15 protein-coding genes are annotated in these 18,700 nt (G+C 62.6%); all 15 read right to left on the minus strand.

Annotated features, from left to right (window positions below):
- Window positions 1-181 precede the first annotated feature (181 nt).
- Window positions 182-1,156 carry a protein-L-isoaspartate(D-aspartate) O-methyltransferase gene (locus BTM36_RS06645; RefSeq protein WP_077235662.1) on the minus strand — a complete coding sequence of 325 codons (975 nt, stop codon included), beginning with the start codon at window positions 1,154-1,156 and terminating at the stop codon, window positions 182-184.
- Window positions 1,153-1,890 carry a 5'/3'-nucleotidase SurE gene (gene surE / locus BTM36_RS06650; protein ID WP_077235677.1) on the minus strand — a complete coding sequence of 246 codons (738 nt, stop codon included), beginning with the start codon at window positions 1,888-1,890 and terminating at the stop codon, window positions 1,153-1,155. The genes BTM36_RS06645 and surE overlap by 4 nt, the downstream gene beginning before the upstream one ends.
- 72 nt (window positions 1,891-1,962) lie before the next feature.
- Entirely contained in the window at window positions 1,963-2,910 is a 948-nt protein-coding gene (locus BTM36_RS06655) for a flagellar brake protein (RefSeq protein ID WP_077235663.1), read from the minus strand.
- A gap of 1 nt (window position 2,911) precedes the next feature.
- Entirely contained in the window at window positions 2,912-5,029 is a 2,118-nt protein-coding gene (locus BTM36_RS06660) for an ATP-dependent DNA helicase (protein WP_174616818.1), read from the minus strand.
- Between the two features lie 254 nt (window positions 5,030-5,283).
- A complete protein-coding gene (locus BTM36_RS06665; RefSeq protein WP_006463294.1) occupies window positions 5,284-5,490 on the minus strand; it encodes a YdcH family protein in 207 nt (68 codons plus the stop codon).
- 101 nt (window positions 5,491-5,591) lie between these two features.
- Complete coding sequence (locus BTM36_RS06670) at window positions 5,592-6,512, minus strand: hypothetical protein (RefSeq protein ID WP_077235665.1); 921 nt, start codon at window positions 6,510-6,512, stop codon at window positions 5,592-5,594.
- 11 nt (window positions 6,513-6,523) lie between these two features.
- On the minus strand, window positions 6,524-7,621 hold the full coding sequence (gene zapE / locus BTM36_RS06675) for a cell division protein ZapE (protein WP_077235678.1): 1,098 nt from the start codon (window positions 7,619-7,621) through the stop codon (window positions 6,524-6,526).
- Between the two features lie 128 nt (window positions 7,622-7,749).
- Window positions 7,750-9,177 carry a dihydrolipoyl dehydrogenase gene (gene lpdA / locus BTM36_RS06680; RefSeq protein WP_006463291.1) on the minus strand — a complete coding sequence of 476 codons (1,428 nt, stop codon included), beginning with the start codon at window positions 9,175-9,177 and terminating at the stop codon, window positions 7,750-7,752.
- 212 nt (window positions 9,178-9,389) lie between these two features.
- Window positions 9,390-10,631, minus strand: a complete 1,242-nt coding sequence (gene odhB / locus BTM36_RS06685) for a 2-oxoglutarate dehydrogenase complex dihydrolipoyllysine-residue succinyltransferase (RefSeq protein WP_006463290.1) — start codon at window positions 10,629-10,631, stop codon at window positions 9,390-9,392.
- 83 nt (window positions 10,632-10,714) lie between these two features.
- Window positions 10,715-13,579: a 2-oxoglutarate dehydrogenase E1 component gene (locus BTM36_RS06690; RefSeq protein ID WP_077235666.1), complete on the minus strand. Its 2,865-nt coding sequence runs from the start codon at window positions 13,577-13,579 to the stop codon at window positions 10,715-10,717.
- A gap of 373 nt (window positions 13,580-13,952) precedes the next feature.
- Complete coding sequence (gene gltA / locus BTM36_RS06695) at window positions 13,953-15,254, minus strand: citrate synthase (RefSeq protein WP_006463286.1); 1,302 nt, start codon at window positions 15,252-15,254, stop codon at window positions 13,953-13,955.
- A 159-nt stretch (window positions 15,255-15,413) separates the two neighbouring features.
- Complete coding sequence (locus BTM36_RS06700) at window positions 15,414-15,698, minus strand: succinate dehydrogenase assembly factor 2 (protein WP_008329929.1); 285 nt, start codon at window positions 15,696-15,698, stop codon at window positions 15,414-15,416.
- Between the two features lie 132 nt (window positions 15,699-15,830).
- Window positions 15,831-16,541 (minus strand): succinate dehydrogenase iron-sulfur subunit, encoded by a 711-nt coding sequence (locus BTM36_RS06705; RefSeq protein WP_006463281.1) that lies wholly within the window; start codon window positions 16,539-16,541, stop codon window positions 15,831-15,833.
- 11 nt (window positions 16,542-16,552) lie between these two features.
- Window positions 16,553-18,331, minus strand: a complete 1,779-nt coding sequence (sdhA, locus tag BTM36_RS06710; RefSeq protein WP_077235667.1) for a succinate dehydrogenase flavoprotein subunit — start codon at window positions 18,329-18,331, stop codon at window positions 16,553-16,555.
- 2 nt (window positions 18,332-18,333) lie between these two features.
- Window positions 18,334-18,699 carry a succinate dehydrogenase, hydrophobic membrane anchor protein gene (gene sdhD / locus BTM36_RS06715; protein ID WP_041310935.1) on the minus strand — a complete coding sequence of 122 codons (366 nt, stop codon included), beginning with the start codon at window positions 18,697-18,699 and terminating at the stop codon, window positions 18,334-18,336.
- Window position 18,700 lies beyond the last annotated feature (1 nt).

Genomic DNA, 18,700 nt, shown 5'->3' on the forward strand with positions numbered 1-18,700 from the left:
CAGAAGTTCATCAGGGAAATGCGGCCCCCTTGCCTGCCCATCCGCTCTCTTCATCGATCCGCGGCTTGGATGCTTGTGCTTGTTGCCGCCCGTTCCCTGTTTCGATGATGCCTGGCGGATCCTGATATCCGCCGATGCTGCCTGCCACCTGTGACCATCGCCCCTTGCCGGGGCGACCGCATCACACCGTACCCGGCCGTAACGGCACGAAATGGCATTGTTCCAGGGTACTGCGCCGCCAATCACGCTGGCCGACGCGTTCTATCAATTCCAGCACTTGCTGACGTTCGCCCACCGGGGCGACCAGCCGGCCACCGATGGCCAACTGCTCCAGCAGGGCCTGCGGCACTTCCAGTCCGGCTGCGGCAAGGATGATGCCGTCGAAAGGCGCCACTTGCGGCAGGCCAAGCATACCATCTCCGTAATGCAAGCGGATATTTGCTATCCGCAATGGACGCAGATTGGTCTTGGCCAGTTCATGCAGGGGCTTGATGCGCTCGATCGAATAGACTTCGCCGGCCACCCGCGATAGCACTGCGGCCTGGTAACCGCAGCCGGTGCCGATTTCGAGCACGCGGTCCAGGCGTCCGCCGTGACGGTTCTGGCGCATGATCTCGATCATCCGCGCCACGATGTAGGGCTGGGAAATGGTCTGGTGATGGCCGATCGGCAACGAAGCGTCGATATAGGCCTGGCTGGCCAACCCCGGCTCCACGAACATGTGCCGCGGCACCGCCTCCATCGCTGCCAGCACCTTGGCATCGGCCACGCCCTGCTTGGCTACGCGCGCCACCATGGCCTTGCGCACGGCTTCCGAGGCCAGCGGCGAGGCATGGTGGGAATCGTTGGTCTGGGTCACCGTCATGACGTTCTTGATCGCCGTACGCGGCGCCGGTGCGGCACTGAGCAGACGCTGGGCGGGAACCACCGGAGCCCGTGGTGGCACCGGCGGCGCGCGCAGGGCCTGTGCCAGCCCCTGCTGAACCGGCTTGAGCGCCGCGGCCCGCTGGGATGACTGGGCGGCATTCTTGGCCGCAGTCTGGGTCGTCGCCTGGGGCCGGCCTGCCACATCTCGATCCCGGCCGCCGCCAGAGGTCTTTTTCTTGTCCACCACCGAGGACAGGCTCAGCGGGAAGCGGCTGGACTTGTCGCTCATGCAAGCGCTTTCTTGAGGTTGTCCAGCTGGGTGGCGTGGGTCAGGTCGATCTGCAGCGGCGTGATCGAGACATAGCCATTGGCGGCGGCGTGGAAATCGGTCCCCTCACCACCATCGCGAGCGGCCCCGGCCGGACCTATCCAGTACAGGTCGCGACCATGCGGATCGGTCAGCTTGTGCACCGGCTCGGACATGTGCCGCTTGCCCAGGCGCGTGGCCAGGCTGCCCTTGATCTGCGCATACGGCAGGTTGGGAATATTGACATTGAGCAGATACGGCTGCGGCAGGGCGTCGAAGCGACGCTCCACGATCTCGCGGGCGATGCGCGCCGCCGCATCCAGCTCGGCCCAGCCCTTGTGCAATTGCGAAAACGCGATCGATGGAATCCCGAACAGGAAACCCTCGGTGGCCGCCGCGACGGTGCCCGAATACAGCGTATCGTCGCCCATGTTCTGGCCCTGGTTGATGCCGGAGACGATCAGGTCCGGACGCTCCTTGAGCAGGCCGGTCAACGCCACGTGGACGCAATCGGATGGCGTGCCATTGAGGTAGTAGAAGCCGTTGGCGGCCTGCTCTACCCACAGCGGACGATCCAGGGTCAGGGAATTGGAGCTGCCGGAACGGTTGCTGTCCGGCGCGACGACGGTAATGTCGGCGATGGGGGCAAGTGCCTCCGCCAGGGCGTTGATGCCCGGGGCGAGGTAGCCGTCGTCGTTGCTGATGAGGATTTTCATGGCCTGAATTTTAACCGAAGCCGGGCGTTGGGCAGCCCCCGCCAGCGACATTCTTGGCACCCTGCTGCGGCCCTACTCCTGCTGGCTCAGTTCCTGGTAGACATAGGCCGCAAGCACCAGCTTGTCGCGCACGCTCAGGCCGGAGAACTCCACGCCGTACTGATGGAAATCAGCCTCGCCCAGCGCCTCGACGGCGCGCAGCACCACCCGCAGGTCCAGGCTCAGTTGCTGGTCGGCCACGGCCGCCACGAAGCGCAATTGCCCCACCACGCCCTTCTGCGCCGCCACCTTGCCCGACAGCGAGGTCGCCACCAGCGAGGCCCCGCCCAGGCTGAGATCGATCACGCTGGCCGGCAGCGGATTGGCACCGTCCAGCGTCAGATAGCCTTCGGCACCCACCGCCACCCGCGTGGCCTGGCGGATCACGGTGGAGCGTATTTCCTTGGGCAGTGAAAGATGCAGGTAGACGAACGGTGTCTGCTGGTACTTCAGCAACTGGGCTGCAAAGGCATAGGCGCGACGCCCTGTCAGGGCACGCACCACGAAGGGCTGGCCATCGCGCACGAAGAGCTGCTTGCCCTCCTTCTGCGGCGCGGTGACCAGGATGCTCCGATTGGGCAGGCAGCCCACCAGCGAGACTGCATAGCGCTGGGTCGCATCGTCGGCAAACTGCAGCCACAAGGTGTCGCCGATATTCCAGCGCACCTCGTCCAGCGTGATCACGCTTTCCTGGCCACGCACGTTTGCCGTGGGCTTGACCGCCTTTTTGCCACCTTGCTTGCGGCGCAGTACGTCACGCGCCTGCGGCAGCGGCACCGACTCGGTATCAGGCTCGGCGATCCAGCGGGCATTGCGATAGAGACCGTTTTCGATCAGGCCGGCCAACTGATCGGCAGTGTCGATCAAGGTACCGCGCGCCAGCAACAATTTGCCGGCTTCGTTGTAGATCGGCCAGGGCGCCGGCTTGCCTACCATCAGCGCGGAGGCCCGTACCGGCACCAGGGAGGTGAGGTCGGCCATCTCAGCCGGCTTCCGGGCCGTTGCCCTCGCCCGCTGCAGCGGCCGCCCGGCGCTCATCCTGCTCGCGGAAGAAGGCCTGTACCACGTCCAGCTCGCGGGTACGCTTGAACGGCGGCAGGCTCTGCCAGATGCGACGGCCGTAGTTCTTGGTGATCAGGCGCGGATCGCAGATCATCAGCACCCCGCGATCACCCTCGTCCCGGATCAGGCGCCCGGCACCTTGCTTTAGATTGATGATCGCCGCCGGCAACTGATGATGCACGAAACCGTTCAAGCCCTGCTTTTCCATCTCGCTGATCCGTGCTGCCAGCACCGGATCGTCCGGCGGCGAGAACGGCAGCTTGTCGATGATCACCAGCGACAGCGCGTCACCACGTACATCCACGCCTTCCCAGAAACTCTGGCTGCCGATCAGCACGCCATTGCCGGCGGCGCGGAAACGGTCCAGCAGCTCGGTCCGACCGGCCTCGCCCTGCACGAACAGGGGAAACGCGTGCCCGCGCGCCTCGAACTCCGCCCGCAAGCGTTCGGCGGCACGGTTGACGGCGCGCAGCGTGGTGCACAGGAAGAAGCAGCGCCCACCCGCAGCTTCGATGGTAGGCAGCGCGGCGTCGATGACGGCGTCGGTGTATTCGTAGGAATTGGGTTGCGGCAGGTTCTGCGGCACATACAGAAGACCCTGCTCGCCATAGTTGAAGGGACTGGGCCAGGACTGCGCCGGCGCGTTCCACAGCCCCATCTGGGCCGCATAGTGATTGAAATCCTTCTTCACCGCCAAAGTGGCCGAAGTGAAGATCCATGAGCGCGGGGTGCCTTCCCGCTGCTTGTTGAAGATAGGCGCAATCGACAGGGGGGTGCGATGCAACTGCAGCGACGACTGGAAGGCCTCGATCCACAGCACATAGAAAGGCTTCTGAGCAGGCTCGGTGCCGGCCTCGCCAGGCTCGCCTTCGGACTTGGCGGCAGCGCTCGCCTTGGCAGCCGCTTCCGCCTGTGCCTTGGCGATTTCATCGGGCGTGCCCCAGTTTTCCAGCTGGCGCAGCAACTCGTTGGCGCGGTCGCGGCATTGTTCGATGGTTTCGGCACGCTCGGCTTGCTTGTCCAGCACGGCGATCATGTCGTCCATGCAATCCTTGAGCGTGTCGAGGGCCGGGAAGAATGCGCTGGACGGGGCGATCTGGTTCAGCGCCAGGCGGATCGAATCCTCCGGGAACGCCAGGCGCAGGTCACGCGCCGCACGCTCCACCGGTGCCACCAGGCGCGCCCAGTCGGCGCCGTCGCGGGCATGACTCAGGCCCTCAGCCAGCACGTCGCGGCACAGCTCCAGGATCTGCGAGGTGGAGATGGTCTCGCCGAAGAACAGCGTGGCCGTATCCGGCAACTGGTGCGCCTCGTCGAAGATCACCGTATTGGCCGAGGGCAGCAGCTCGGCGATGCCGCTGTCCTTCAGGGCGACGTCGGCGAAGAACAGGTGATGGTTCACCACCACCACGTCGGCCTGCTGCGCTTCCTTGCGCGCCTTCATGACGAAGCAATCCTGGTAATACTGGCATTCGGCGCCGAAGCAGGTATCGCGGGTCGAGGTCACCAGGTTCCACACGGAGGCGGTCTCGGGGACCTTGGTCAGTTCGGCCTTGTCCCCCGACGAGGTGGATTTGACGAAGCGGGAGATCTCGCGCAGATAGCCAACATCCTCGCGCGCGGTCAGGCGGCCATTCTGCAGCGTGCGCTCCAGGTGGAAATGGCACACGTAATTGCTGCGGCCCTTCAGCAGCGCTACCGACACCGGCGCATGCAGCGCCTTGCGCACGGTAGGAATGTCGCGGTTGAACAGTTGGTCCTGCAGGGTCTTGGTCCCGGTGGAGACGATGGTCTTGCCGCCCCACAGCAAGGCGGGGACCAGGTAGGCGAAGGTCTTGCCGGTCCCGGTACCGGCCTCCGCGATCAGCGTTCCCTGCTCGGAAATGGCCGTGGCAATGGCCTTGGCCATCTCGGTCTGGGCATGGCGTGGCCGGTAGCTGCCCACGGCACCACCCAGCGGACCGCCGGCACCGAAGAGGCGATCGATCTCGGCATCATGTACGCCAGGAGACGCATCCTCGTCACCCGCGGGAACCATGCTGGCGCTGCTATCGACGATATCGGTGGGAGTTTCTGGAGCAGTCACTGCGGCAAACCTGTAGAAAAAACGGGAAGGCAGGCTTGATCAGCTACCTGCGGCTTCAGCACGTCAATGGAAGAAGCCGCTATTCTACGCGGACTCGGCCGGTCACTTCGAAGTGGTGAGAAAGCGGTAGTGCCGCACTCGCGGCAATTCGAGGGAGAGCCTCATCGGTGGGCGCACGCAGCGGTGGCAGCGCCAGCAACAGGCGCTCAGGCAGGGATGTCGGGAACCAGCTGCATCTTCAGCAGGGCGATGTGATCCTTCAATTGCAGCTTGCGCTTCTTGAGGCGTCGCAATTGCAGATCCTCGGAACGGGCATCGCGGATGAGCATGTCGATCACGCTGTCGAGATCACGGTGCTCGACTTCAAGTTCGATGATGCGGCGCTGGATATCTTCGCGATGCGTACTGGTCATGATGGCTGGCTGGTTGCGGATGTGCTTGCTAGTGTAATCCAGTGGCACGCGCGCGCCAATCGACGCGCGCGTACCGCTGGGTCGCCACCCTGCTTAAGCAGTTATTTGGCTGCCGGAGCAGTGGTCGACGAATCCTGTTGCTGCTTCTTCTTGCGTTCGGCACGTTCGCGCTCGTTCTCGGCCTTCTTACGCTCCACTTCCAGACGGTGCTCTTCTGCTTCCTGGATGCGCCGCTGGCGCTGCGCGGCATTGGCTGCGCGCTCCGGTGCGCGGGCGGCCTCCTCGGCCTGCTGACGACGCACTTCGGCTTCATGCTGACGTACGCGGTAATCGGCCGGCACATCCTTGTTCTGGTCGATACGTTGCTGAACCTCGCGGTTCTTGGCGTTGCTTTCCTCCACCTTGCGTGCGGAACTGGCTTCCTTGTCCTTCTGTTCCTGCTGGCGGCGGGCGGCGTCCTGCTCATCCTTGGCGCGTTGATCGGCCAGGGAACGGTCACGATCGTCCACCGTCGCCTGGCGCTGGAAGACCTTGGCCTCGTACTCGACCTGCTTGATGCGCTTTTCAGCCAGACGCTTGCGGTCGCGTGCTGCTTCCAGGCAATCCGCCACCAGGAACTTGGGGTAGCAGGCGCGCTGGTCCAGGATGTAACGCAGGTCCATTGCCTGCCGGTCTTCGGCGGCTTCGTCCAGTGCCTTCTGTGCCTGCTCGTCGGACTTGATGCTGCCGGCCGGGAAACGCGTGGTAATCGGTGCGCGGGCTTCCAGCTCGTCAAACCGCTCACGGCTCATGGGCGCGGCCGAAGTTGCCGGTGTGGCCGAGGATGTCGAAGGTGTCGCGGCCACCGGTGCCGTGGCTGCTCGCACCGGCAGCGACGGGGAAGCCGCCTCGGGGCTGACGGCAGTCGTCCCCTGTGCCTGCGCCACGCAGGTGGCACTGGCCAGCGCCAGCATCAGGCCGCACAGGGAAGAGGTGACGCCCTTGGCATCGGCGAAAAGACCTTGCATGTGGTTCTTGTCCATCAGGTAAATGTTCAGGAGAGGCTGTCGGCAATCGAGCGCCGGTCCGCGTCCAGGTATTCCTTCGATTGCATCTCAATGATACGTGAAACGGTACGGTGGAACTCGTTGGACAGGGTCCCCACCGTGTAAAGCTCGTCCGGCTCGACTGCCGCCGACATGATCAGCTTGACCTTGTGGTCGTAGAACACGTCGATCAGCCAGGTGAAGCGGCGCGCCTCGGAGGACATGGCCGCCGACATGCGCGGGATGCCCGAGAGGATCACGGTCTGGAAACGGCTGGCCAGCTCCAGGTAGTCGTTCTGCGAACGCGGGCCGCCGCACAGGGTCGCGAAATCGAACCAGATGGCGCTGCCGGCGCGGCGCAGGGCGCGGATCTCGCGCGCCTCGATGTGCACCCGCGGATCTTCATCGGCCGCCTCGGCCACGGCCGCGAAGGCACTGCGCAACTCCTCATCGGTCTTGGCGTTCAAGGGCGTGTGATAGACCTTGACCTGTTCCAGCACGCGCTTGCGGTAATCGATGCCGGCGTCGATGTTCATGACGTCCAGCTTTTCCTTCAGCAGTGCGATGGTGGGCAGCATGCGGTCGCGGTGCAGGCCGTCCGGATAGAGCGTGCTGGGCTCGTAATTGGAGGTCATGACGAAGGAGACGCCATGATCGAACAAGCCCTTGAGCAGGTTGTAGAGGATCATCGCATCGGCGATGTCGGAGACATGGAATTCGTCGAAGCAGATCAGGCGGTATTTCTTGGCGATGCGCTTGGCGACCTCGTCCAACGGATCGGCGATGCCCTTGAGCTCATCCAGCTGACGATGCACATCGCGCATGAATTCGTGGAAGTGCAGGCGCGTCTTGCGCACCACAGGCACCACCGAATAGAAGCTGTCCATCAGGAAGGATTTGCCACGCCCCACCCCGCCCCACATGTAGACGCCGCGCGGCACGGACGGCCGGCTGATCAGGCGCTTGAAGGTCGAGGCACGCTGCGCCTTGTAGGCAACCCATTCCTCATAGGCGCGCTGCAGGCGCTCGATGGCGCGCAATTGCGCCTCGTCGGATTGATAACCGCGCTGGGACAGCGACTGTTCGTAGAATTGACGGACATCCATGGTGTGGTCTTGTAAAACGACAATGGGCGAGCCAGGCTCGCCCATTGGGTTGGCATCTCAATGCTTAATACGCGTGCAACACGAGCGTGGCAGGTGCGGGCGACGCGTATTGTCGCATTGATCGCGCATCAGAAGTTCAATGCGCGCTTGTCGACGGCCAGGGCCGCTTCCTTGGTCGCTTCGGACAGCGACGGGTGAGCGTGGCAGATGCGGGCGATGTCTTCCGACGAAGCGCGGAATTCCATGGCCACCACGGCTTCGGAAATCAGCTCGGAAGCCATCGGGCCAACAATGTGCACGCCCAGGATTTCGTCGGTCTTGGCATCGGCCAGGAACTTGACCATACCCGAGGTATCGCCCAGCGCGCGGGCGCGACCGTTGGCCAGGAACGGGAAGGTACCGGCCTTGTATTGCACGCCATCGGCCTTCAGTTGCTGCTCGGTCTTGCCGACCCAGGCGATTTCCGGCGAGGTGTAGATGACCCAGGGAATCGTGTTGAAGTTGACGTGACCATGCTGACCGGCGATACGCTCGGCCACGGCAACGCCTTCTTCTTCGGCCTTGTGGGCCAGCATCGGGCCGCGCACCACGTCACCCACCGCCCACACATTGGGCAGGTTGGTCTTGCAGTCGCCGTCGACGGCGATGAAGCCGCGCTCGTCCAGCTTCAGGCCCACGCCTTCGGCGTTCAGGCCGATGGTGTTGGGGGTACGACCGATGGAGACGATCAGCTTGTCGAATTCGCCGGTGTGGGCTTCACCCTTGGCATCGGTGTATTCCACGGAGACGCTGTTCTTGCCGGCCTTGATGGTACCGATCTTCACACCCAGGTTCACGGCCAGGCCCTGTTTGGTCAGCAGCTTCTGGGCTTCCTTGGCGATCTGTTCATCGACGGCACCCAGGAAGGTCGGCAGGGCTTCCAGCACGGTCACTTCCGCGCCCAGGCGACGCCAGACCGAACCCATTTCCAGGCCGATCACGCCGGCACCGATCACGCCCAGCTTCTTGGGCACTTCGGAGATGGCCAGTGCGCCAGTGTTGGAGAGGATCAGCTTTTCATCGAACTCGGCGCCCGGCAGTGCGCGGGCGTTGGAGCCGGTGGCGACGATGACGTGCTTGGCGATGATGGTTTCTTCGGCAGCGCCGGCAACCTTGATCTCGTAGCCGTTGGCATCACCCTTGACGAAGGAGCCGCGGCCGTGGAAGAAGGACACCTTGTTCTTCTTGAACAGGTACAGGATGCCGTCGTTGTTCTGCTTGACCACGGTGTTCTTGCGACCCAGCATCTTGTCCAGGTTCAGACCCAGACCCTTGACTTCGATGCCATGCTCGGCGAAGCCGTGGTTGGCATGTTCGTAGTGCTCGGACGATTGCAGCAGCGCCTTGGAGGGAATGCAACCGACGTTGGTGCAGGTACCGCCCGGTGCTGGGCCGCCCTTTTCGTTCTTCCATTCGTCGATGCAGGCGGTGTTGAAGCCCAGTTGCGCTGCGCGGATGGCAGCGATGTAGCCGCCGGGGCCGCCACCGATGACGACGACGTCAAAATTCTTGCTCATGTCATTTCCAATTCTGTTTGTCGCGGACAAGCTATCCGCGGATACAAAAAAGCGCTGAACGCTTTGAGCTTTTCAGCGCCTAGTTGACTCTGTGGGCCGTCGGAGGGGCGTAGCGAGCAGCCCGAGGTCGCTGCGAGAAGCGCAGCCGTACTGTCGTACGGCGAGCATCGCAGCAGCGAGATCAGGTTGCGCAGTAGCCCCTCCGGCGGTCATTACAGGTCCAGCAGCAGGCGGGCGGGATCTTCCAGGGCTTCCTTGATGGCCACCAGCGACAGGACGGCTTCGCGGCCGTCGATGATGCGGTGGTCATAGGACAGGGCGAAGAAGTTGATCGGACGCACCACGACCTGGCCATTTTCGACCACTGCACGTTCCTTGGTGGCGTGGATGCCCAGGATCGCCGATTGCGGCGGGTTGATGATCGGGGTCGACAGCATGGAACCGAAGGTACCGCCGTTGGAGACGGTGAAGGTACCGCCCGACAGTTCTTCGATGGACAGCTTGCCGTCCTTGGCCTTCTGGCCGAATTCACCGATCTTCTTCTCGATGTCGGCGATCGACATCTGGTCCGCATCACGCAGGATGGGCACCACCAGGCCGCGCGGCGAACCGACGGCCACGCCGATGTCGAAGTAGCCGTGGTAGACGATGTCGTTACCGTCGACCGAGGCGTTGACGATCGGGTACTTCTTCAGGGCGTGCACGACAGCCTTGACGAAGAAGGACATGAAGCCCAGCTTGACGCCGTGTTCCTTCTCGAACTTGTCCTTGTACTTGTTGCGCAGGTCGATGACCGGCTGCATGTTGATTTCGTTGAAGGTGGTCAGGATGGCGTTGGTCGATTGCGATTGCACCAGACGCTCTGCCACGCGGGCACGCAGGCGGCTCATCGGCACGCGTTGTTCCGGACGGCTTTCCAGACCAGCCTTGACCGGTGCGGCAACAGCAGCCAGGGCCGGCTTGGCGGCAGCGGCGGGAGCCGCAGCAGGAGCCGACAGTGCGCCCAGGACGTCGCCCTTGGTCACGCGGCCATCCTTGCCGGTACCGGTGACTTGCGAGGTCGACAGGTTGTTGTCGGCCAGCAGCTTGGCGGCGGCGGGCATGGCGACATCGCCCTTGGAAGCCAGCTCGGGAGCAGCCACCGGGGTCGGTTCGTTGGTCGATTGCGGAGCAGGAGCAGCCTTGACTTCGGTCGGGGCGACCTGGGCGGAGGCGTCGGTGTCGAGGATGGCGATGACTTCGCCGGCCACGACGGTAGCGCCGTCAGCCTTGATGATCTGGGTGATGACGCCGGCGTCCGGCGAGGGCAGTTCCAGGACCACCTTGTCGGTCTCGATGTCGATCAGGTTTTCATCACGGGCGACAGGTTCGCCGACCTTCTTGTGCCATTGCAACAGGGTCGCTTCTGCGACGGATTCCGACAACTGCGGGACTTTTACTTCGATTTGAGCCATTAGGGTTCTCCGATTTTCGGGTGATTCGTTTTATGGAAACAGGGACGTACTGCCCTCGCAGTACGCCCCGTTCACAACAATGCTTACTTGGTCAGGACAAAGCCCTTGAGCTTGGCGAAGGCGGTTTCGATCAGCGCCTTTTGCTGTGCGTAGTGCTTGTCGTAGTAACCGACGGCCGGCGAGGCGCTGGCCGGGCGGCCTGCATAGGCCAGCTTCTGACCTTCGGAGAGATTCTCGAAGATGTTGTGCTGGATCTGCAGCCATGCGCCCTGGTTCTGCGGCTCGTCCTGCGCCCACACCAGTTCGTTGAAGTTCGGGAACTGCTTCAGTGCAGCCGCGAACGCCTTGTGCGGGAACGGATACAGCTGTTCGACGCGGATGATGGCGGTATCGGTCTGACCACGTTCCTTGCGGGCGTTGACCAGGTCGTAGTACACCTTGCCCGAGCAGGCGACGATGCGCTTGACCTTCTTGGCGTCGATGGTTTCATCGACTTCCGGGATCACGGTCTGGAACGAACCCTTGGCCAGGTCGGACAGGGGCGAACCGGCATCCTTGTTACGCAGCAGCGACTTCGGCGTCATGATGATCAGCGGCTTGCGGAACAGGCGGATCATCTGGCGACGCAGCAGGTGGAAGATCTGCGCAGCGGTGGTGGGCTGCACGACCTGCATGTTGTTGTCGGCGCACAGCTGGAGGTAACGCTCGATACGTGCCGAGGAGTGTTCCGGACCCTGGCCTTCGTAGCCGTGGGGCAGCATCTGCACCAGACCCGAGGCACGGCCCCACTTCACTTCGCCGGAGCTGATGAACTGGTCCATGACGACCTGGGCACCGTTGGCGAAGTCGCCGAACTGGGCTTCCCAGATGGTCAGGGTGTTCGGTTCAGCGGTCGAGTAGCCGTATTCGAAGGCCAGCACGGCTTCTTCGGACAGCACCGAGTCGATCACGGTGAAGGTGGACTGGTTCTCGGCCACATTCTGCAGCGGAATGAAGGTACCGGCATCCCAACGCTCGCGGTTCTGGTCGTGCAGCACCGAGTGGCGGTGGGTGAAGGTGCCACGGCCGGCATCCTGACCGGTCAGGCGCACGGCATAGCCGGAGGAGACCAGGCTGGCGTAGGCCAGGTGTTCACCCATGCCCCAGTCCAGGTTCATCTCGCCACGGCCCATGGTGGCGCGGTCGTTCAAGACCTTCTCGACCAGCGAGTGCACCTTGAAGCCTTCAGGGACGGTAGTGATCTTGGCGGCCAGGCGCTTCAACTCGGCCATCGGCACGGCGGTCTCGGCAGCATCGGTCCACTTGCGGTTCAGGAACGGCAGCCAGTCGACGGCGTACTTGCTCTTGAAGTTGGTCAGCACCGGGTCGATGGCGTGCTTGCCGGCATCCATCGCGGCGCGATAGGCCTTGACCAGTTCTTCACCGCCGTCGGCGGGGATGGTCTGCTGGGTGACCAGCTTGTCGGCGTACAGCTTGCGGGTACCAGGGTGCTGGGCGATCTTCTTGTACATCAGCGGCTGGGTCAGAGCAGGCGTATCTTGCTCGTTGTGGCCCAGCTTGCGGAAGCAGATGATGTCGACCACGATGTCCTTCTTGAACTTCATGCGGTAGTCGACAGCGATCTGGGTGGCGAACACGACGGCTTCCGGATCATCGCCGTTGACGTGCAGCACCGGGGCTTCGATCATCTTGACCACGTCCGAGCAGTACAGCGTCGAACGGGAGTCGCGCGGGTCGGAAGTGGTGAAGCCGATCTGGTTGTTGATGACGATGTGGACGGTACCACCGGTGCCGTAGCCACGGGTCTGGGCCAGGTTCAGGGTTTCCATCACCACGCCTTGGCCGGCGAAGGCGGCATCACCGTGCACCAGGATCGGCAGCACTTGCGAACCATCCTTGTCGCCGCGGCGATCCATACGGGCCTTGACCGAACCTTCGACCACCGGGTTGACGATTTCCAGGTGGGACGGGTTGAAGGCCAGCGACAGGTGGACCGGGCCGCCCGGGGTGGACACGTCCGAGGAGAAGCCCTGATGGTACTTGACGTCACCGGCTGGCAGGTCGTCGGCGTGACGGCCTTCGAACTCGGAGAACAGTTCCTGCGGGGTCTTGCCCAGGATGTTGACCAGCACGTTCAGGCGACCACGGTGGGCCATGCCGATCACGATTTCCTGCACGCCCTTTTCACCGGCGCGCTGGATGGTTTCATCCAGGGAGGCGATGAAGGATTCGCCGCCTTCCAGCGAGAAGCGCTTCTGGCCGACGTACTTGGTGTGGAGGTAACGTTCCAGGCCTTCGGCAGCGGTCAGGCGCTCCAGGATGTGCTTCTTCTTGTCCGAAGAGAAGCTGGGCACGGCACGGGTCGGCTCCAGGCGCTCTTCCAGCCAACGCACTTCGGCCATGTCCGAGATGTAGGTGAACTCGGCGCCGATGGAGCGCGTGTAGGTGTCGCGCAGCATCTGCAGCAGGTCACGCAGGGACGCGGTTTCCGGGCCGAAGTAGGTGTTGTTGATGTTGAACACGATGTCCATGTCGGCATCGGTGAAGCCGTAGAAGGAGGGATCGAGTTCGGGGATGTTGGGGCGTTCCTGGCGTTGCAGCGGGTCCAGGTTGGCGAAACGGGAGCCGAGGTCACGGTAGCCGGCGATCAGCTGGGTGACAGCGACGCGCTTGCGACCCATGTCGGAGTCGGCGGATGCGATGACGGTGCGGATGGGGCCTTGCTTGGCACGTTCGGCGAAGGATGCGATCACCGGAGCGTGGGCCACATCGGGACGGGTGGAGCCGTCGGTGGCGGGGACGTGTTGCACGGCGTCGAAATAAGCACGCCAGTTATCGGGGACAGAGCCAGGATTGTTCAGGTAGGCTTCGTACAGTTCTTCGATGTACGGAGCATTCCCACCGAACAGGTAGGAGTTGATGTTGTATTGCTCGTAGAGCTTTGTCATTTGCTCACCTTTCTTCGCGCTTCGCGAGATTAGCGGGTTTCTACACCTTCCGCGACACGGCCTGACCGGTTAGCGGATTGCATCAAGTTGTGGGGAAGGACCTTGTCTACCTGAACTTCTGTACGTCATCCAGTCAGCGCATCGGAATTATATCTCCTAATATCAAATAAAAAAGCGAATCCTAAGGGATTCGCTTTTTTATTTGAAACCAGAAGCAACGGGCGTTTCCGGCAACCAACCCTTGACCGCAAAGCCTTGTCATACGGGCTTCCCACCCTCCCCCATCGACTCCCGGGGGACGGGATGATGCCTCTTGCACCACCTGTTGTCTGCCCGACAACGAGCAGACAACAAGCGACAGCTGGCAGACCGATCAGCGCTTGTCGATCGGCGGCACGTCGCGACGCGGCGAGCCAACGAACAGCTGACGGGGACGACCGATCTTCTGTTCCGGGTCCGAGATCATTTCGTTCCACTGGGCGATCCAGCCGATGGTACGGGCCATGGCGAAGATGCAGGTGAACATCGAGGTCGGGATACCCAGAGCGCGCTGCACGATGCCCGAGTAGAAGTCGACGTTCGGATACAGCTTGCGGGAAACGAAGTAGTCGTCTTCCAGAGCGATCTTTTCCAGCTCCATGGCCAGCTTGAACAGCGGGTCATCGTGCAGGCCCAGTTCGTTCAGGACTTCGTAGCAGGTTTCGCGCATCAGCTTGGCACGCGGGTCGTAGTTCTTGTAGACGCGGTGACCGAAGCCCATCAGCTTGACGCCGGAGTTCTTGTCCTTCACCTGCTTGATGAACTCGGGGATGTTTTCGACCGAGCCGATCTGTTCCAACATGTTGAGTGCGGCTTCGTTGGCACCGCCGTGGGCAGGGCCCCACAGGCAGGCGATGCCGGCGGCGATACATGCGAACGGGTTGGCACCGGAGGAGCCGGCCAGACGCACGGTCGAGGTCGAGGCGTTCTGTTCGTGGTCGGCGTGCAGGATCAGGATGCGGTCCAGCGCGCGCACCAGCACTTCATTGACCTTGTACTCTTCGCACGGGTTGGCGAACATCATGCGCATGAAGTTGGCGGTGTACGACAGGTCGTTGCGCGGATACACGAAGGGCTGGCCGATGCTGTACTTGTAGGCCATGGCCACCAGGGTCGGCAGCTTGGCGATCATGCGGATGGCCGACACTTCGCGGTGATTCGGATTGGAGATGTCCAGCGAGTCGTGGTAGAAGGCCGACAGCGCGCCGACCGAGCCGGTCAGTACGGCCATCGGGTGGGCATCGCGACGGAAACCACGGAAGAAGAAATTCATCTGCTCGTGGACCATGGTGTGCTGGGTCACGGTGGTGACGAACTCGGCCTTCTGGTCGGCAGTGGGCAGCTCGCCGTGCAGCAGCAGGTAGCAGGATTCCAGGAAGTCGCAGTTCACCGCCAGCTGTTCGATGGGATAACCACGGTACAGCAGCTCGCCCTTGTCGCCATCGATATAGGTGATGGAGGAGTTGCAGGAAGCCGTCGACATGAAGCCGGGGTCGTAGGTGAACTTGCCGGTGGCGCCGTACAGCTTGCGGATATCGATCACATCAGGACCGATGCTGCCCTTGTAGATAGGAAAATCTACGGACGGAGACCCGTCGGAGAACGACAGGGTAGCTTTGATATCGGTATTGGACATAGCTTTTCCTTTTGCTGGGATGGTGAAACCGTTAATCAAAAGCCGCGACCGCAAGCCGGGCGGCATCATGGTTCGGATGCGCCGGGTGGCGAGTTGGAACAGGCCGCGATCGAGCAAAATCGGTCTGGCTTGTGGCCAGGCGCAATATTCGTGCAACAGTCAGGCAGTACGCAGTTTCTTCAGCAACGCATGCACTTGGGGCAGATCAACCGCCGCTTCCGGCTCCTTGCGGGCCAGCAGCAGGTCCATCAGGTCGTTGTCGGTCAGGTCCATCAGGCGCGAGAAGGCATCGACCTCGTCGTCGCTCATCTGTGCCTCGTTGGCATCCAGATAGCGCGTCAGGATCAGGTCATTCTCCAGCAGCCCGCGGCGCGCGCGCCAGCGCAGTCTTGCTCGCTTGGCCGGATCATCCTGATGACGCTGTTCAGTCATGAACTCGCTCATTTCTTGTCTTTCCATTCACTTCAACCGGACCAAACCTGAAGGAACCGGTCGGGGAAGCCGCTTCCAGCCCTGCTTCCCCTCGCTGCAGCCCGCCATGCACGGCGGCTCTGGCAGGCATCATACCCATTCGGCTTACACCGAGCGACGGACCATCAATTCCTTGATCTTGCCGATGGCCTTGTTGGGGTTCAGACCCTTGGGGCAGACATCGACGCAGTTCATGATCGAACGGCAACGGAACAGACGGTACGGGTCTTCCAGGTTGTCCAGACGCGCGCCGGTGGCTTCGTCGCGGCTGTCGGCGATGAAGCGGTAGGCTTGCAGCAGGCCGGCCGGGCCGACGAACTTGTCCGGATTCCACCAGAACGACGGGCAGGAGGTCGAGCAGCAGGCGCACAGGATGCACTCGTACACGCCATCCAGCTCTTCACGCTGCTCGGGCGACTGCAGGCGCTCCTTCTCGGGCGGGATGCTGTCGTTGATCAGGTAGGGCTTGATCGAATCGTACTGCTTGAAGAAGTTGGTCATGTCCACGATCAGGTCGCGGATCACCGGCAGGCCGGGCAGCGGCTTCAGAACGATGGGCTCGGTCAGTTCGTTCAGGTTGGTGATGCAGGCCAGACCGTTCTTGCCGTTGATGTTCATGGCGTCGGAGCCGCACACGCCTTCGCGGCAGGAGCGACGCAGCGCCAGCGAATCGTCGACGTCGGACTTGATGCGTTGCAGGGCATCCAGCAGCATCTTGTCGGTGGGCTTGAGTTCCACCGTCAGGTCTTGCATGTACGGCTTGTCGTCCTTGTCCGGATCGTAACGATAGATCTTGAATTTCAGGGTGCGAGTCATGTTGCGACCTCTTAGAAAGTACGTGCTTTAGGTTTGAAGGTCTCGACGGTCAGCGGCTGCAGGTTGACCGGCTTGTAGTCGAGACGATTCCCCTCGGAGAACCACAGCGTGTGCTTGAGCCAGTTCACGTCGTCGCGCTGCTCGTAGTCGCTTTGCGCGTGGGCGCCGCGCGACTCCTTGCGGGCTTCGGCCGAGGTGATGGTGGCCTTGGCGGTTTCGATCAGGTTGTCCAGCTCCAGCGCTTCCACGCGGGCGGTGTTGAAGACCTTGGACTTGTCCTTGAAGGAGACGTGCTTGCGACGCTCGTCCAGTTCCATGATCTTCTGATAGCCTTCCTTCAACAGGGCATCGGTACGGAACACGCCGCAGTACTTCTGCATGGTGGCACGGATGTCGTTGGCGACGTCCTGCACACGCTCGGAACCGGTGCTGTTTTCCAGATGGGCGATGCGCTCCAGCGAACGGTCCAGGGCGCCGGCCGGGATAGGCTTGTGGCTCTGGTCCTGCAGGCGGCTGCCGACAATGTGGTTACCGGCGGCGCGACCGAAGACCACCAGGTCCAGCAGCGAGTTGGTACCCAGGCGGTTGGCGCCGTGCACCGACACGCAGGCGCATTCGCCGATGGCGTACATGCCCTGCACCACTTCCTTCATGGAACCGCCCTTGGGCGCGACCACCTGGCCGTGGATGTTGGTGGGGATGCCACCCATCTGGTAGTGGATGGTCGGCACGACGGGAATCGGTTCCTTGGTCGCATCGACGTTGGCGAACTTGTGGGCGATTTCCAGGATCGAGGGCAGACGCTTCTTGATGGTATCGGCGCCGATGTGACGCAGATCCAGCAGCACGTGGTCCTTGTGGGGACCGACGCCGCGACCTTCCTTGATTTCCTGGTCCATCGAACGCGAGACGAAGTCACGCGGTGCCAGGTCCTTCAGGGTCGGCGCATAGCGCTCCATGAAGCGTTCGCCGTTGCTGTTGATCAGGATGCCGCCTTCGCCGCGCACACCCTCGGTGATCAGCACGCCCGCGCCGGCTACGCCGGTCGGGTGGAACTGCCAGAATTCCATGTCCTGCAGCGGCAGGCCGGCGCGTGCCGCCATGCCCATGCCGTCGCCGGTGTTGATGAAGGCATTGGTCGATGCGGCCCAGATACGACCCGCGCCGCCGGTGGCGAACAGGGTGGTCTTGGCGTGCAGCATCATGATTTCGCCGGTTTCCATTTCCAGCGCCACCACGCCGAGGACGTCGCCCTCTTCGTTGCGGATCACGTCCAGCGCCATCCACTCGACGAAGAAGTGGGTCTTGGCGCGCACGTTGCGCTGGTACAGGGTGTGCAGCAGTGCGTGACCGGTACGGTCGGCAGCAGCACAGGCGCGCTGCACCGGCTTTTCACCCAGGTTGGCAGTGTGGCCGCCGAACGGACGCTGATAGATGGTGCCATCAGGGTTGCGGTCGAAGGGCATGCCGAAGTGTTCCAGCTCGTAGACGGCCTTCGGTGCTTCGCGGCACATGAATTCGATGGCGTCCTGGTCACCCAGGTAGTCCGAACCCTTGACGGTGTCGAACATGTGCCAGTACCAGTTGTCTTCCGACATGTTGCCCAGCGAAGCGCCGATGCCGCCTTGGGCAGCCACAGTGTGCGAGCGGGTCGGGAAGACCTTGGACAGGACAGCGACGTTCAGGCCGGCTTCGGCCAGTTGCAGCGAGGCGCGCATGCCGGAGCCACCGGCGCCGACGATGACCGCGTCAAAGCGGCGGGTAGTGATGGCGGATTTGATTGCAGCCACGATTAGTTTCTCCAGAGAATCTGCGCAGCATAGCCAGCGCAACCGATCAGCCACACGATGGTGGCAACTTGCAGGACCAGGCGAACGCCGACGGGCTTGACGTAGTCCATGAGCGCATCACGCACGCCAATCCAGGCGTGGAAGAACAGCGCCATGAACACGGCAAAAGTGGCAACCTTGAACCATTGATGCGAGAACAGCGCCGCCCAGCCCTGGTAGCTGAAGTTGGTCGAGGTGAAGAAGCACACCAGCAGGATCACGGTGTAGACGGCCATCACGACGGCGGTGGCGCGTTGCGCCAGCCAGTCACGCAGGCCATAGTGGGCGCCGACGACCAGGCGCTTGGGTCCGATGTTGTTATCAGCCATT

This window comes from Herbaspirillum sp. VT-16-41 (genome assembly GCF_001994935.1).
GTDB classification, from domain to species: domain Bacteria; phylum Pseudomonadota; class Gammaproteobacteria; order Burkholderiales; family Burkholderiaceae_D; genus Herbaspirillum; species Herbaspirillum frisingense.

Bases quoted from the DNA above. Each gene is read 5' to 3' on its own strand.
- gltA (WP_006463286.1), bottom strand. From the start codon at position 15,254: ATGTCCAATACCGATATCAAAGCTACCCTGTCGTTCTCCGACGGGTCT.
- sdhD (WP_041310935.1), bottom strand. From the start codon at position 18,699: ATGGCTGATAACAACATCGGACCCAAGCGCCTGGTCGTCGGCGCCCAC.
- BTM36_RS06655 (WP_077235663.1), bottom strand. From the start codon at position 2,910: ATGGCCGACCTCACCTCCCTGGTGCCGGTACGGGCCTCCGCGCTGATG.
- BTM36_RS06665 (WP_006463294.1), bottom strand. From the start codon at position 5,490: ATGACCAGTACGCATCGCGAAGATATCCAGCGCCGCATCATCGAACTT.
- zapE (WP_077235678.1), bottom strand. From the start codon at position 7,621: ATGGATGTCCGTCAATTCTACGAACAGTCGCTGTCCCAGCGCGGTTAT.
- BTM36_RS06645 (WP_077235662.1), bottom strand. From the start codon at position 1,156: ATGAGCGACAAGTCCAGCCGCTTCCCGCTGAGCCTGTCCTCGGTGGTG.
- surE (WP_077235677.1), bottom strand. From the start codon at position 1,890: ATGAAAATCCTCATCAGCAACGACGACGGCTACCTCGCCCCGGGCATC.
- BTM36_RS06670 (WP_077235665.1), bottom strand. From the start codon at position 6,512: ATGGACAAGAACCACATGCAAGGTCTTTTCGCCGATGCCAAGGGCGTC.
- odhB (WP_006463290.1), bottom strand. From the start codon at position 10,631: ATGGCTCAAATCGAAGTAAAAGTCCCGCAGTTGTCGGAATCCGTCGCA.
- BTM36_RS06700 (WP_008329929.1), bottom strand. From the start codon at position 15,698: ATGAGCGAGTTCATGACTGAACAGCGTCATCAGGATGATCCGGCCAAG.
- BTM36_RS06705 (WP_006463281.1), bottom strand. From the start codon at position 16,541: ATGACTCGCACCCTGAAATTCAAGATCTATCGTTACGATCCGGACAAG.
- BTM36_RS06690 (WP_077235666.1), bottom strand. From the start codon at position 13,579: ATGACAAAGCTCTACGAGCAATACAACATCAACTCCTACCTGTTCGGT.
- BTM36_RS06660 (WP_174616818.1), bottom strand. From the start codon at position 5,029: ATGGTTCCCGCGGGTGACGAGGATGCGTCTCCTGGCGTACATGATGCC.
- lpdA (WP_006463291.1), bottom strand. From the start codon at position 9,177: ATGAGCAAGAATTTTGACGTCGTCGTCATCGGTGGCGGCCCCGGCGGC.